Source organism: Flavobacterium sp. AED, from assembly GCF_000812945.1.
In the GTDB taxonomy this organism is placed as follows: domain Bacteria; phylum Bacteroidota; class Bacteroidia; order Flavobacteriales; family Flavobacteriaceae; genus Flavobacterium.
Window position 1 is genome coordinate 1,354,459 of the sequence record NZ_JSYM01000001.1, and the last position, 12,355, is coordinate 1,366,813.

Here is a 12,355-nt window from a genome sequence, read left to right on the forward strand (position 1 = left end):
TTTTAGGGAATGACCGTAGAATCATTCCCTAAAAATTAACGCAGACTTGTTCAAATTAAGAAAATTTATAATGAAAAAAACGAAACTGTATCTGGCATTTATGTTGGTAGGGATGCTATTACTTAGTTGTAACAGAGCCAAAACCAATTCAGAAGAGAATGATAAAAAAAATCAAGCAGAACAATCTGTAGATAAAAGAGAAATTTGGACAAAAGAACAGGCAAATTCATGGTATGCAAAACAGCCGTGGCTAGTAGGGTCTAATTATAACCCAAGTACAGCCATAAATCAACTGGAAATGTGGCAAAAGGAAACTTTTGATCCTAAAAGAATTGATCAAGAACTAGGTTGGGCTGAGCAAATAGGAATGAATACCATGCGTGTTTATTTGCATGACTTATTGCACAAACAAGATGCAGTAGGTTTATATAAAAGAATGGATACCTTTTTAGAAATTGCCGATAAACATCATATAAAAATTTTATTTGTACTTTTTGATTCTTGTTGGGATCCCTTCCCAGAATTAGGAAAACAAAGAGCTCCAAAACCATTTGTCCATAATTCAGGATGGGTACAAAGTCCAGGGCAAAAAGCTTTGTCAGACGCAAAAGAATATCCACGTTTAGAAAAATACGTAAAGGAAACAGTTGCTCATTTCAAAGATGATCAAAGAATATTGGGTTGGGATGTTTGGAATGAACCGGATAACATGACAGGTCCTTCTTATGAAAAAGTTGAAATCGCTAACAAAGTTGATTTAGTGTACAATCTTTTGGGAAAAGTATTCGAATGGGCTAGAGAAAGTAACCCTTCACAGCCACTTACCTCAGGTGTTTGGGCTGGTGATTGGACAGAGGCGAATCTAAAACCCATTTTTAAATTACAGTTAGACCAATCGGATGTGATTTCTTTTCATTGTTATGATAAACCCAAAGACTTCGTAAAACGTATCAATGAATTGAAACGTTATGGAAAACCAATGTTGTGTACTGAATATATGGCACGTCCTAATGGAAGTACATTCGAAGGATTTTTGCCAATTGCAAAAGAAAATAAAATTGCTATGATCAATTGGGGTTTAGTTGATGGAAAATCACAGACTAAATTCCCTTGGGATAGCTGGACTAAAAAATACACTTCTGCTCCACCTGTATGGTTTCACGAAGTCTTCAATACAGACGGTACACCTTATAAAAAATCTGAAACCGATTTTATTAAAAAAATCACTTCTGAGGCTAATAAGAAATAAAAACAAGTTAAAAACTAACCCTATTTTGATTTATTAAAATAGGGTTATAATACAAAAATGAATGAAAAACAGAATCCTAAATACGCTTTTTTTAATTGCAGTTTTATTGTTAGAAACGGCATTATTTGCGCAGCAACCTAATCCGCCGGGACAAGTACAAAACGGTTCAAAAGCGAAAAATGAAGCCTATTTGTTTGCGCACATGACGCATACGGATTATGGGAGATTGTATTATTCAGTAAGTCTTGATGGCTTACATTGGACCAATTTAAACAATGGGAAAAGAGTTTTTCCGGAATATCAAGGGCACCCGGATATTTGCAAAGGTCCGAACGGCAACTATTATATAGCAGGAAATACCAGCGATGAGTCACCAGAAATTAATATATGGGTTTCTGATGATTTGATTACTTGGAAAAAACACGCTGTTTATACGCCAGATTTAAAAAGTACTCCTGATTATTCAAACGCATTGCAAAGAATAGGCGCTCCAAAATTGTATTACGATAAAGATTCCGCAAAGTTTATGCTAACCTGGCACACGCCTCACAAACAAGGTTCTAAAGAAGATCCAGAAGCCTATTGGGCAAGTCAAAGAACACTTTATGTGTTGTCCAAAGATTTAAAAACTTTTGAAGGTACTCCAAATCGCTTGTTTGATTGGGACATGGGAACGATTGATGTATTTATCAGAAAAGTGGGAGATTCCTATTATGCCATTTTAAAAGATGAAACCTACCCAACTTTATATTGGACAACGGGAAAAACCATCCGAATTGCTAAATCAAAATCGCTTCTAGGACCTTATTCCTTGCCACAGGAATCAATTAGTCCAAATTTTAGAGAAGCGCCTATGTTGATTCCATCGCCAGATGATAAAATTTGGTATATGTATTACGAGCAATATCCTGGAGTCTCTTATGGATTATCCATTTCAGATAATTTAAACGGACCTTGGTTTCAAGCATCAGGATATACTTTTTATAGTGATTGGGATAAATACAGTTTGCCTGAAAAAGCAAGACACGGTTGCATGATTTCTATTTCTACAAAAGAGTATGATAGTTTGGTGCAAAAATTTGGTATAACCAAAACAGAATCGAATCCCAAAAAGTAAAAAATGAAAAAAATAAATTATGCGTTTCTAGGGCTTATTTTCATTCCATTACTTTCCTGTAGTGATTCTCCAAATGTGATTGATGAAAAACCAGTTGTAGAAAATATTGCATCTAAACCAGCTGTAGAAGGCATCAGAATCGCTTGGGATTATACTACTTTAATTCAAGTTTCGGATAAAAACAGCACTGATTACAATGGCTACGCCAGATTAGTACAGTTGAAGGACAAGAAATTAATGTGTACTTACGAATCCGGCGGAGCGATTTTAGTGAAAACGAGCAGTGATTTTGGCAACACTTGGAGTACGCCTATTAAAGTAGTCTCCGGGAATGCTTTGGTGAATATGACCACACCGGATATTTTACAATTAAAGGACAATTCTATTTTAATTTGTTATAATCCAAGACCAATTGCAGGAGGGAATGGCACCGAAAAATTTTCTATCAACACGATAAAAAGTTATGATGGAGGTTTAACCTGGAGCGAAAATCAAGTAGTTTATGAAGCCAGTTCTGATTTTGAAAATGGCTGTTGGGAACCTTCGGCGTTACAAATTCCAAGTGGCGAAATTCAATTGTTTTTTTCCAATGAAAATGTGTACCGCAATTCGAATGAGCAAAATATCTCTCTAATTCGTTCTTCGGATAATGGATTAACATGGTCAACAACACCAGAAATTGTGAGTTTCAGATCCGGAAAAAGAGATGGAATGCCTTCTCCGATTCTATTAAAAAACCAAACAGAAATTGTTTTTTCTATTGAAGATAATGGCGTTGAGAATCAATTTAAACCATATACAATCCGAAATTCTATTTCCGAAAACTGGAAACAACCAGTCGATGCAAATAGCAATAATAGAAATTATGCCTTGGAAGAAGTGTTGAGTAATCCAGTTTATGCGGGCGCTCCGTATCTGTCACAAATCAGTACGGGAGAAGTTTTGATGTCTTATCAAGGAACCGAAAATAGGACAACAAATGACATTAATAATGCCGATATGAAAGTGGTTATAGGTACTACTGACGCTAAAAATTTTAATAGAAAATCGACTCCGTTTTTAATTTCCAGCGGAAAATCAGCTTTGTGGAACAGTATTACGGTTTTGGATGATGACACTGTAGTTGCTTTAACCAGCACTAATCAATTTTCAAATTCTTCACAAATCTGGATGATAAAAGGGCATATTTTGCCTGAAATTAATGCAGCACAAGAAACAGCCATAATAGACGGACTAAACAATGAAGTGGTTTGGCAAAAAGAACCCCCTGTTTTTATTGGTCAAAAAAGCACAACACAATTAGAAGCCAATTTTACGTATAACGCAGCGTTTTTGTATGTTTTTGCCCAAGTGAAAGACAGCCAGATTGCAAGTACGGATGATTTAACAGGAAGTGATGGTTTGAATTTGTATTTAGACCCTAAGAATAAAAATTTAATAGCTCCTGGAAGTTCCATTTTTAAACTGGAATTAGGACAGTCCACTGTTTTTTCCATGTATGAGGGAGAAAACAGCAAATGGAAAAAATTAGCGGGTTTACAAGGAATTGTAACAACTACAGTCAAAACTACAAATGGTTATCGAATAGAAGCCAAAATTCCTTGGATAGTATTAGGCGGAATGCCTGCAAAACAAACCAGAATGGGTTGCAATATAGAGCTTAGAGAAAAAGGAACAAATAGTTATACAGAAGGTATTGCAACCAATATAAATGATAAACCGTATTCTTGGTCCACTTTAAAGTTGGCTAATTAATATATTAAAGAAATTTAAAAAACCGGTGAATTTTTAATGGTTAAAGAATTCACAATAAGGTGGTTGATTAGGTTAGTTTTTTGGGAATTACCAGACTGTTTTAAATGGTCTGGTAATTTATTTAGTAACAGAAATAAAAAACAGACATCAATTTTAGTGATGTATGCTCATAAAATAAATTAGATACAAATGAAAAAAAATGCAACAGTAATTCTCTTTTTATGCTTAGGATTGTCACTATCCGCACAATGGAAACCCGCCGGAGAAAAAATCAAAACAGAATGGGCAAATAAAGTAGATCCTAATCATGTGCTTCCTGAATATCCTCGTCCGATAATGGAACGCAAGGAATGGAAAAACCTAAACGGATTATGGAACTACGCCATTCAAGAAGTTGGGAAATCAGCTCCTGCAAAATATGACGGTCAAATTTTAGTGCCGTTTGCAGTAGAATCCAGTTTGTCTGGCGTGATGAAAGAAGTTGGCGCTAAAAAGGAGCTTTGGTACAACACCAGTTTTACCATAGAATCCAATTGGAAAAGCCAAAACATTTTGTTGCATTTTGGCGCAGTCGACTGGAAAACCGAAGTTTGGTTGAATGGTGTTAAAATTGGTTCCCATACTGGCGGATATACTCCGTTTTCTTTTGATATAACACCTTTTATAACTGGAAAAACGCAGCAATTAACGGTAAAAGTTTGGGATCCTTCAAATGACGGGCCTCAGCCAAGAGGAAAACAAGTAAAAAGCCCGGAAGGAATCTGGTACACACCGGTTACGGGAATTTGGCAGACGGTTTGGATCGAACCAGTAAATAAAAAGAATATTACAACGATTAGAACCACTCCAAATATTGATCAGAATGTGATAAATATAAAACCTGAAGTTGCAGGAGCGAGTTATGGTGATGTAATCGAAGTAACGGTTTATGAGGATTCAAAAACAATTGCAACAGGAAAAGCTTCCGTTGGAGAAAATTTAGAAATTGTTTTAAATAATCCAAAATTATGGTCTCCTGAATCTCCTTTCTTATACAAAACCAATGTGAAATTGATTAGCAACGGGAAAATTATCGATCAAGTAAAAAGTTATTTTGCCATGCGAAAAATTGGATCTAAAAGAGATGCAAATGGCGTCCTTAGAATGCAATTAAACAACAAAGACTATTTCCAGTATGGCCCATTGGATCAAGGTTGGTGGCCAGATGGATTGTATACCGCTCCTACAGATGAAGCTTTAAAATATGATATTGTTAAGACCAAAGAATTAGGTTTTAATATGATTCGCAAGCATGTCAAAGTAGAATCAGATCGTTGGTATACGCATTGTGATGAACTGGGAATTTTGGTATGGCAAGATATGCCAAGTGGTGACGAGCAACCTTTATGGCAAAATAAAAAATATTTTGAAGGTACTGAATTGCAAAGAACTTCTAATTCTGAAGAAATTTATAAAAAAGAATGGAAAGAGATCATGGATCATTTGTATTCATATCCAAGTATTGTTGTTTGGGTGCCTTTTAATGAGGCTTGGGGACAATTCAAAACAGTTGAAATTACGGAGTGGACCAAGAATCATGATCCAAGCCGATTAGTCAATTCGTCCAGTGGTGGAAATCATTTTCAAACAGGTGACATCTTGGACTTACACAATTATCCCGGACCGGAATTGTATCTTTATGATGCGCGTAGAGTTACCGTTTTAGGCGAATATGGCGGAATTGGATTGCCTTTGGAAGGTCATTTGTGGAGAGCAAACGACAATTGGGGGTATATCAAGTTCAAAAACGCTACCGAAGTAACCAATGAGTATATTAAGTATGCCAATGAGCTGAAAAAATTAGTTAAAACTGGATTTTCTGCAGCAGTTTACACCCAAACAACGGATGTAGAAGGCGAAGTAAATGGATTTATGACGTATGACAGAAAAGTAGATAAAATGGATTTCGAAAAAGTAAGTGCTGTTAATAAAGAGGTTATTGATGCTCTAAATCATTAATCGAATAGGGTATTTACTTTTAAAATCTACATAAATCTGCAAGATCTGCATGAAAATTTTTTCAAGAAAATTCGGATATTTCAAAAATAATGATTTTTAAAAACGAATGCCTTGTCAATCAAACAAAAATAATTGAAATGAGAAAATATTTAATACTGATTGTACTTATAATTGTTTCGGGTTGCCATTCGGAAACCTATTCGCAAGAAGAAACTTTTACAAATCCTATTTTACCATCAGGTGCGGATCCTTACAGCACGTATTACAAAGGATATTATTATTACACTCATACCTTGCAAAATCGGTTGGTTTTATGGAAAACAAAAAGTTTAGCCAATTTAAAAAATGCGGAGAGCAAAACCATTTGGACAGCACCAAAAGATACAGACTATTCCGGGGATATTTGGGCACCGGAATTTCATATTATCAATGGCAAGTGGTATGTATATTTTGCCGCCGATAATGGTGATAATGCTACCCACAGAATGTATGTTTTAGAAAATAAATCAGATGACCCTTTTCAGGGGAAATGGGAATTTAAAGGAAAAATAGCTGCAAAAACTGATAAGTGGGCCATTGACGGAAATGTTTTCAACTACAAAAATAGCCTTTATATGATTTGGGCAGGATGGGAAGGGGATATTAACGGACAGCAGAATATCTATATCGCAAAAATGAAAAATCCTTGTGAAATAGAAGGCGATCGGGTTTTAATTTCATCACCAACATTCGATTGGGAAACGCACGGCACTTTAAACGACCCGAATAATCCGCCTCAGGTAAATATCAATGAAGGACCGCAGTTTTTAATGCACGACGACAACGTATTTATTGTGTATTCCGCCAGTGGCTGTTGGACTGATTTTTATGCTTTGGGTTTATTGCATTTTCAAGGAAATGGAGATTTACTGGATGCTTCCTCATGGATAAAATCAGAGAAACCATTATTTCAACAATCTGTAAAAAACCAAGTTTTTGCTCCGGGACATAATTCGTTTTTCAAATCACCAAACGGAAAAGAAGACTGGATTTTGTACCACGCAAACTCTAATCCAGGAGAAGGTTGTGGGAATAAAAGAGCGCCAAGGATGCAAAAAATAAATTGGGATTCGAATGGATTTCCAGTATTTGGGGAACCTGTTAGTGAAGGAATGAAATTAGAAATTCCTGCCGAATAGTTTTTTCTATTAAACGATATAAAATTTAAAACAATGAAAAAGATTCAGATTTACACAGTCCTAATTCTTGCTGTATTTCAGGTTTCCTGTAAAGAAAATAAAAATAATAATTCAACTCAAAAAGAAATGAATCAAGGAACGACTACTGATTCGGCTCAAACTTTTTTAGAAACTAAAAATTTTGAAGCCGTAATTGACAATAAAAATACGGAATTGTATTGGATTGAAAATAACGGTTTAAAAGCTGCTTTCACCAATTACGGAGGACGATTAGTAGGATTGTGGTTAGCGGACAAAAACGGAAAACTCACAGATGTTGTTGTTGGGATGAACAGTGTTACCGGATTTCAAAAATCGACAGAACCGTATTTTGGAGCGACCATCGGCAGAGTTGGAAATCGAATCGCAAAGGGGAAATTTACCTTGGAAGGAAAGGAATACAATGTTCCTTTAAATAATGGTGAGAATGCGCTGCATGGTGGGAAAAAAGGTTTTCAGGATGTGGTGTGGAATGCGGAGAAAAAGGACGAACACACTCTAGTTTTGACTTATACATCTCCTGATATGGAACAAGGATTTCCAGGGAAACTAGAAGTAAAAGTAACCTACACCATTACGGCTGATAAAACCTTAAAAATGGAATATGAAGCGACCACTGATAAAACAACGGTTGTCAATTTGACCAATCACGCCTTTTTTAATTTAAATGGGGAAGGCAGCGGAACCATTTTAAACCATAAATTACAACTGTTTGCCAATAAATATACGCCTGTAGATGCAGGTTTAATTCCAACTGGAAAATTAGAAGATGTTGCTCAAACACCTTTCGATTTTCTTGAGATGCATACTATAGGAGAACGTATTGAGGCTAATAACGAGCAATTGAAATTCGGGAAAGGATACGATCATAATTATGTGCTTACCGGAAACAGGAAAGCCGGAATGAATCATGCCGCTACTATTACTGGAGACAAATCAGGGATTTCTATGGATATTTATACTGCTGAGCCGGGGATTCAGTTTTACAGTGGGAATTTTATGCAAGGTAAAAATACGTTCAAATCAGGAGCAAAAGATGATTTTAGAACGGCATTTGCTTTAGAAACACAACACTTTCCGGATGCGCCCAATCAACCTAATTTCCCATCCATTACTTTAAAACCAGGGAAAAAATACCAAACGGTTTCTTATTATCAATTTTCAATTCGTAAATAAATGAATTCTAAACCAACTCAAATGAATTTTATATATGTAATTCTATTTATAGGACTAAGTTTAAATTCATGTTCTCAGCAAAAGGAAGATGTAAGTAAAACACCTCTTCCTCCTGTAGTAAATGATGTTTTTCTGGCTGACCCAACCATTTTTTATAATGAGGGTACCTATTACTTGTATGGTACAACAACTGGAAACACCCCGTTAAACGGAGAAGGATTTCAGGTGTATACCTCTTCCGATCAAAAAAATTGGAAAGGACCAGTGGGTGCTCAAGGTGGTCTTGCACTTAAAAAAGGAGATGCATTTGGTTCGCAAGGATTTTGGGCTCCACAAATATTAAAGTATAACAATCAGTTTTACATGATTTACACTGCCAATGAAAATATCGCGGTTGCAACAAGTGATAGTCCGCTTGGACCTTTCAGAAGTGTATCTAAAGAACCATTAGCTGCTCCGGTCAAGCAAATTGATCCTTTTGTTTTTATAGATGATGATGGTAAAAAATATTTATATCACGTTAGACTTACGAATGGAAACAGAATTTTTGTAGCCGAATTAAACGATGACCTTTTAAGTATAAAACCAGAAACACTTACTGAATGTATCGCTGCACAATTGCAATGGGAAAATACCCAAAATGTGAACTGGCCAGTTGCCGAAGGGCCTACAGTTCTGAAAAAAGACGGTTTGTATTATTTAATTTATTCGGCAAATGATTTTAGAAATCCGGATTATGCCGTAGGATATGCTACAAGTAAAAGCCCCTTAGGTCCTTGGAAAAAATCAACAACAAGCCCCATTATTTCCCGAAATTTAATTGGACAAAACGGAACCGGTCACGGCGATTTATTTTTTGACAAAGACAACCAATTGCAGTATGTTTTTCATACCCATTTCAGCAGTACAAGTGAAGCGCCCAGAAAAGCAGCTATTATTGAAATGAATTTTGTTGAAAAAGAAAATGAATTACAATTAGAGGCAAAAAAGGAAAGCTTTCGATTTTTAAAGAAAAATTAGCAGAAAAATTATTAAACTAAAAAACCGTAAACTCTTAATTAAAAGACTTTACGGTTTTTGTTTTGTGGAGAATACCGGATTCGAACCGGTCACCTCTTGCCTGCCAGGCAAGCACTCTAGCCAAATGAGCTAATCCCCCAACTAGATCGCAAATATAAGATATTAATAAAGCAAAAAGCAAATTTCAAAAAGACAAATCCATACTATTTGAAAAAAAAGCCAAAGCATCCTTTACTTTTTTTAACTTTACATCAAAATAGGTGCTATGGTAACAGAAATTCCAACAGGTTCGCTCATCACAACAATCGAAAATAAAATCGCAACACTTGAATTTGGTCATCCGGCCAGCAATTCCTTTCCAAGAGAATTGTTAGACCGCTTAACAAATGAATTCAATAATTTGAGTGCTAATCCTGCCGTTTCAGTGATTATTGTAAAAAGCGAAGGCACTGGTGCTTTTTGTGCCGGAGCTTCGTTTGATGAACTTTTGGCAGTTTCTAATCAAGAAGAAGGGACGAAATTTTTCTCAGGATTTGCACATTTGATTAATGCCATGAGAAATTGTTCCAAACTAATTGTGGGTCGCATTCACGGCAAAGCAGTAGGTGGTGGCGTAGGAATTGCTTCGGCTTGCGATTACACTTTGGCAACAAAAAATGCTGCTATAAAATTATCGGAGTTGGCGATAGGAATTGGACCCTTTGTAATTGAACCCGTAGTTTCAAGAAAAATAGGAAAAATGGCAATGGCCGAAATGACACTGGCCGCACACGAATGGAAAACAGCCGATTGGGCAAAAGAGAAAGGATTGTACGCCAATACTTTCGAAACTATTCAAGAACTTGATAGTACTGTAGCTGATTTTAGTACAAAATTATCCAGCTATAATCCCGAAGCGTTAGCTGAAATGAAAAAGGTATTGTGGGAAGGAACCCAAGATTGGGAAACACTATTGCTGGAACGTGCCGCTATTTCGGGGAAATTAGTCTTGTCTGATTTTACCAAAAAGGCATTGTCTCAATTCAAAAAGTAATTTTTTCAGGATGTATTCTGAATTTATTTTAGAAGCTATTTCCTGCTGTCCGCTATATCTATTGTGGCGAACCCCGCCACAATAGGATGCCGCTTCCATCAGGGCTAGACCTCAGTGGAATCCGAATACCAAGATTTACAACTCATTTCTCATATCAATTTGCTAAATTTGCAATCAAAATTAAACTTCGATGAGCAATATCAGAATTACAAAACAATTTGGTTTCGAAACCGGTCACGCCTTATATGGTTATGATGGGAAATGTAAAAATGTTCACGGGCATAGTTATAAATTGTCAGTAACCGTAATAGGGCAGCCAATCGAAAACCGTAACGACGTAAAGTTTGGAATGGTAATCGATTTTTCTGATTTAAAGAAAATTGTAAAAGAAGAAATTGTAGATCAATTTGATCACGCAACAGTTTTTAATGAAACGACTCCTCATATTGAATTGGCAAACGAATTGATAAATCGTGGACATCACGTTATTTTGGTGGATTATCAGCCAACGAGCGAGAATATGGTAGTCGATTTTTCTCAACGAATCATGAGAAGATTACCGGAAGGAATTAAACTTTTCTCCTTAAAATTGCAAGAAACTGAATCTTCTTTCGCCGAGTGGTTTGCAAGTGACAATATGAAATCGATACTGTAGCTTCATGAAATTACCGAACAACAAAAAAATTTATTTCGCCTCCGATCAGCATTTTGGTGCGCCAACACCGGAATTGAGTTTTCCAAGAGAACAAAAATTTGTGGCTTGGCTCGATGAGGTAAAAAAAGACGCGGAAGCTATTTTTTTAGTAGGTGATTTATTTGATTTTTGGTTCGAATACAAAACAGTAGTTCCCAAAGGATTTATTCGTGTTTTAGGTAAACTCGCAGAAATTCGTGATAGCGGAATCCCTATTTATTTTTTCGTGGGAAATCACGATTTATGGATGGATGATTATTTCCAGAAAGAATTGAATATTCCGGTATACCACGACAATCAAGAATATACTTTTGGTGATAAAACGTTCTTAGTGGGTCATGGCGACGGGAAAGGTCCCGGCGATATGGGATACAAGCGCATGAAGAAAGTATTTACAAATCCATTCTCAAAATGGCTTTTTAGATGGCTTCATCCTGATATTGGAGTAGGACTGGCGCAATATCTTTCCGTAAAAAACAAATTGATTTCCGGTGATGAAGATGTAACCTTTCTTGGCGAAGACAAGGAATGGTTGATTCTCTATTCCAAACGAAAACTAGAAACCAAACACTACAATTACCTTGTTTTTGGGCACCGTCATTTGCCTATGAAAGTAACCGTAGGAGAAAATTCTGAATATGTCAATCTTGGCGATTGGATTACTTATTTCACCTATGGCGTTTTTGATGGGGACACTTTTGAAATTAAAAAATACGAGAATTAATTCATTCCCACGCCATACAAATAATCATCCAAATTAATTTTAAACAAAGTTCCCTCGACCAAGTCTTTTACAGCATTTAATTCCTCCATGGAAACGGCCAAATCAATTTGGGTACAAGGAGTTTTTAGCAAAAATTTGTGGCATTTATTTTTTAGTTCGCAATCGTCGCAGCATTTATTTAGTATACTACTTTCTTCAATGCAGTATTTAAATAGTTGGAGTTCATGTTTGGTAAAATAAAACCCCGTTTCTCTAAAAATCAATTGTACTTTATCCGTTACTACTTCATCCTCTTTTTTCCAGTAAAAAGAAGTTCCTGAATCATTGTAGTATATCTGTTTTATTTCTTTCATTTAAGATTTATTTGAAACA

Annotated in this window: 11 protein-coding genes and 1 tRNA gene; 10 read left to right on the top strand and 2 right to left on the bottom strand. The window is 35.9% G+C overall.

What is annotated here, in order from left to right; translation table 11 throughout:
- Positions 1-70: 70 nt before the first annotated feature.
- The 7 genes from OA85_RS06015 (at position 71) to OA85_RS06045 (ending at position 9,532) form a co-directional block, all read left to right on the top strand.
- Positions 71-1,249 (top strand): cellulase family glycosylhydrolase, encoded by a 1,179-nt coding sequence (locus tag OA85_RS06015; RefSeq protein WP_039108577.1) that lies wholly within the window; start codon positions 71-73, stop codon positions 1,247-1,249.
- A 61-nt stretch (positions 1,250-1,310) separates the two neighbouring features.
- Entirely contained in the window at positions 1,311-2,366 is a 1,056-nt protein-coding gene (locus tag OA85_RS06020; protein WP_039108579.1) for a glycoside hydrolase family 43 protein, read from the top strand.
- Between the two features lie 3 nt (positions 2,367-2,369).
- On the top strand, positions 2,370-4,121 hold the full coding sequence (locus OA85_RS16990; protein WP_052257155.1) for a sugar-binding protein: 1,752 nt from the start codon (positions 2,370-2,372) through the stop codon (positions 4,119-4,121).
- A gap of 189 nt (positions 4,122-4,310) precedes the next feature.
- Entirely contained in the window at positions 4,311-6,119 is a 1,809-nt protein-coding gene (locus OA85_RS06030) for a glycoside hydrolase family 2 protein (protein WP_039108581.1), read from the top strand.
- 137 nt (positions 6,120-6,256) lie between these two features.
- Complete coding sequence (locus OA85_RS06035) at positions 6,257-7,297, top strand: family 43 glycosylhydrolase (RefSeq protein ID WP_039109407.1); 1,041 nt, start codon at positions 6,257-6,259, stop codon at positions 7,295-7,297.
- Between the two features lie 33 nt (positions 7,298-7,330).
- Positions 7,331-8,512 carry an aldose epimerase family protein gene (locus tag OA85_RS06040; protein WP_039108583.1) on the top strand — a complete coding sequence of 394 codons (1,182 nt, stop codon included), beginning with the start codon at positions 7,331-7,333 and terminating at the stop codon, positions 8,510-8,512.
- 21 nt (positions 8,513-8,533) lie between these two features.
- A complete protein-coding gene (locus OA85_RS06045; protein ID WP_039109408.1) occupies positions 8,534-9,532 on the top strand; it encodes a glycoside hydrolase family 43 protein in 999 nt (332 codons plus the stop codon).
- A 65-nt stretch (positions 9,533-9,597) separates the two neighbouring features.
- Here OA85_RS06045 and OA85_RS06050 read toward each other — a convergent pair.
- Positions 9,598-9,671, bottom strand: a tRNA-Ala gene (locus OA85_RS06050).
- Between the two features lie 126 nt (positions 9,672-9,797).
- On the opposite strand from OA85_RS06050, the gene OA85_RS06055 reads away from it, so the two are divergent.
- From OA85_RS06055 to OA85_RS06065, 3 genes are all read left to right on the top strand, one after another.
- Complete coding sequence (locus tag OA85_RS06055) at positions 9,798-10,565, top strand: enoyl-CoA hydratase/isomerase family protein (protein ID WP_039108584.1); 768 nt, start codon at positions 9,798-9,800, stop codon at positions 10,563-10,565.
- A gap of 190 nt (positions 10,566-10,755) precedes the next feature.
- Positions 10,756-11,220 carry a 6-carboxytetrahydropterin synthase gene (locus OA85_RS06060; protein ID WP_039108586.1) on the top strand — a complete coding sequence of 155 codons (465 nt, stop codon included), beginning with the start codon at positions 10,756-10,758 and terminating at the stop codon, positions 11,218-11,220.
- Positions 11,221-11,224: 4 nt separating this feature from the next.
- A complete protein-coding gene (locus OA85_RS06065; protein WP_039108589.1) occupies positions 11,225-11,983 on the top strand; it encodes a UDP-2,3-diacylglucosamine diphosphatase in 759 nt (252 codons plus the stop codon).
- Here OA85_RS06065 and OA85_RS06070 read toward each other — a convergent pair.
- Entirely contained in the window at positions 11,980-12,336 is a 357-nt protein-coding gene (locus OA85_RS06070; protein WP_039108590.1) for a hypothetical protein, read from the bottom strand. The two genes, OA85_RS06065 and OA85_RS06070, sit on opposite strands and share 4 nt — an antisense overlap.
- Positions 12,337-12,355 lie beyond the last annotated feature (19 nt).

What these genes read in the sequence shown, in the direction of transcription:
- OA85_RS06040 (WP_039108583.1), top strand. Translation starts at nt 7,331, where the DNA reads ATGAAAAAGATTCAGATTTACACAGTCCTAATTCTTGCTGTATTTCAG.
- OA85_RS16990 (WP_052257155.1), top strand. Translation starts at nt 2,370, where the DNA reads ATGAAAAAAATAAATTATGCGTTTCTAGGGCTTATTTTCATTCCATTA.
- OA85_RS06035 (WP_039109407.1), top strand. Translation starts at nt 6,257, where the DNA reads ATGAGAAAATATTTAATACTGATTGTACTTATAATTGTTTCGGGTTGC.
- OA85_RS06065 (WP_039108589.1), top strand. Translation starts at nt 11,225, where the DNA reads ATGAAATTACCGAACAACAAAAAAATTTATTTCGCCTCCGATCAGCAT.
- OA85_RS06020 (WP_039108579.1), top strand. Translation starts at nt 1,311, where the DNA reads ATGAAAAACAGAATCCTAAATACGCTTTTTTTAATTGCAGTTTTATTG.
- OA85_RS06070 (WP_039108590.1), bottom strand. Translation starts at nt 12,336, where the DNA reads ATGAAAGAAATAAAACAGATATACTACAATGATTCAGGAACTTCTTTT.
- OA85_RS06030 (WP_039108581.1), top strand. Translation starts at nt 4,311, where the DNA reads ATGAAAAAAAATGCAACAGTAATTCTCTTTTTATGCTTAGGATTGTCA.
- OA85_RS06060 (WP_039108586.1), top strand. Translation starts at nt 10,756, where the DNA reads ATGAGCAATATCAGAATTACAAAACAATTTGGTTTCGAAACCGGTCAC.
- OA85_RS06015 (WP_039108577.1), top strand. Translation starts at nt 71, where the DNA reads ATGAAAAAAACGAAACTGTATCTGGCATTTATGTTGGTAGGGATGCTA.
- OA85_RS06045 (WP_039109408.1), top strand. Translation starts at nt 8,534, where the DNA reads ATGAATTTTATATATGTAATTCTATTTATAGGACTAAGTTTAAATTCA.
- OA85_RS06055 (WP_039108584.1), top strand. Translation starts at nt 9,798, where the DNA reads ATGGTAACAGAAATTCCAACAGGTTCGCTCATCACAACAATCGAAAAT.